The organism is Sphingobium sp. CCH11-B1 (assembly GCF_001556865.1).
GTDB lineage: Bacteria > Pseudomonadota > Alphaproteobacteria > Sphingomonadales > Sphingomonadaceae > Sphingobium.
Map to the genome: position 1 here is coordinate 1 of NZ_LSJY01000046.1, position 1,835 is coordinate 1,835.

The window sequence follows — 1,835 nt, forward strand, 5'->3', positions numbered from 1 at the left end:
GGGGGCGTTTGCGGGAGGGGGCGGAATCCTACGCTAAGGATTTGGGCCAGCGATATTCCCCGGTTAGATTGATGTGTTCCCATCCCAACGGCGAGACGTGGGCGAGTAGATCAGGCGCGATATGGGTACCGCTGGCGGCCCGGGTATTGACGACCTCGCCGAGCTTCATGGTGTTCCAGAATATGATGATGGCGGCGAGCAGGTTCATTCCGGCGATGCGATAGTGCTGGCCTTCGCCGGATCGATCCCGGATTTCACCTCGGCGGTGGAAGCTGATGGCGCGCTTTAGGGCGTGGTGGGCCTCACCCTTGTTGAGGCCGATCTGAGCCTGGCGCTGGAGGCCGGCATCAAGAATCCAGTCGATCATGAACAGGGTTCGCTCGATGCGGCCCACCTCTCGCAATGCGAGGGCCAGCTCATTCTGGCGCGGGTAAGAGGCGAGCTTGCGAAGAATCTGGCTGGGGGCGACGATCCCCGCTGCGATCGTCGCCATGATGCGCAGGATGTCGGGCCAGTTGCGCTCGATGAGCGGTTCATTGATCTTACCTCCGACCAGCGCTCGCACATTGGCCGGCGTCGCGTTGGGCGTGAAGGCATAGAGTCTTTTCTGAGGGAGATCGCGGATACGGGGGGCGAACCTGTAGCCGAGCAAGGCGCAGGCGGCGAACACATGATCGGTGAAGCCGCCCGTGTCGGCAAAATGCTGGCGAACGCGGCGGCCCGCGTCATTCATGAGCAGCCCGTCCAGGATATAGGGAGCCTCGCTGACCGTTGCCGGGATCACCTGGGTTGCGAACGGCGCATATTGATCGGACACATGGCTGTATCCCTTGAGGCCCGGGACGTTGCCATATTTCGCGTTGATCAGATTCATCGCCTCGCCCTGCTCGGTAGCAAGGAAGAACTGCCCGTCGCTGGATGCCGATTGCCCTTGTCCCCAGAAGGCGGCCATGGGCAGGGCGGCGTGGGCCTCCACGATCATGGCGAGCGCCCGATCATAGGCGCTGCCTTCGACATGCCAGCGCGCGATCCGCAGCAATTCCCAGAAGCTGTGCGTGTTGGTCGCCGCCGCCATCTTGCGCAAACCGAGATTGACGCCTTCCGCCAGCAACACGTTCATCAGGCCGATCCGGTCGCTGCAGGGCGCGCCGGTGCGCAGATGCGTGAACGCCTCGGAAAATCCGGTTCGCTCATCGACTTCCAGCAACAGATCGGTGATCCTCGCGGGCGGGAGCTGTTGATAGAGATCGAGCACGAGATCCTCGGCCCCTTCGGGCGTGTCGGCCCTCAGCTTGTCGATGTGCAGCTTGCCGTTCTCGATGATGCCGCCTGGGATCGTGCCGGTTCGCGCCGCGCGGCCAAACTCCTTCAGCCGTGTATCCAGTCGAGCCCTGCGCTCGGCCAGCCATTCGCCGGGTCGCAGCGGCACGGCGAGCCGCGCGGTCTGCTCTATCGCCTGTGGCGGGACCAGAAGCTGCTTGAGGTCGCCATAGCGGCGCGATCCCGCCAACCATATGTCACCGGACCGGAAGGCGTCGCGGATGTGGAACAGCACCGCGATTTCCCAAAGCCGGTGGTCGCCGCTGGGCTCAGCGCGAAGATGACGATGCCATTTCGAGTTGGGACGTAGAAAATCCACCGGCGGATCGACCTTGATCCCGTTACGCAGCATCGCAACGGCCGCCAGAAGAGGCGTGGCGATCGGCGCCGCCTGCATGTCGAGCAGGCGCAGCATCCTGGGCGCGTAGAGGCGGAAACGGTGATAGCCGTCCAGCACACGGCTGAGCGGGTCGGCCGCGAGCACGTTGGTCAGCGCGGAGGCCGTGGCGACAAGG

1 protein-coding gene is annotated in these 1,835 nt (G+C 63.9%); it reads right to left on the reverse strand.

Features of this window, described 5'->3' with window-relative positions; all coding sequences use genetic code 11:
* Positions 1-28: 28 nt before the first annotated feature.
* Positions 29-1,835 (reverse strand): Tn3 family transposase (locus tag AX724_RS05595; RefSeq protein WP_066764253.1); only part of this gene is annotated, 1,807 nt, incomplete at its 5' end.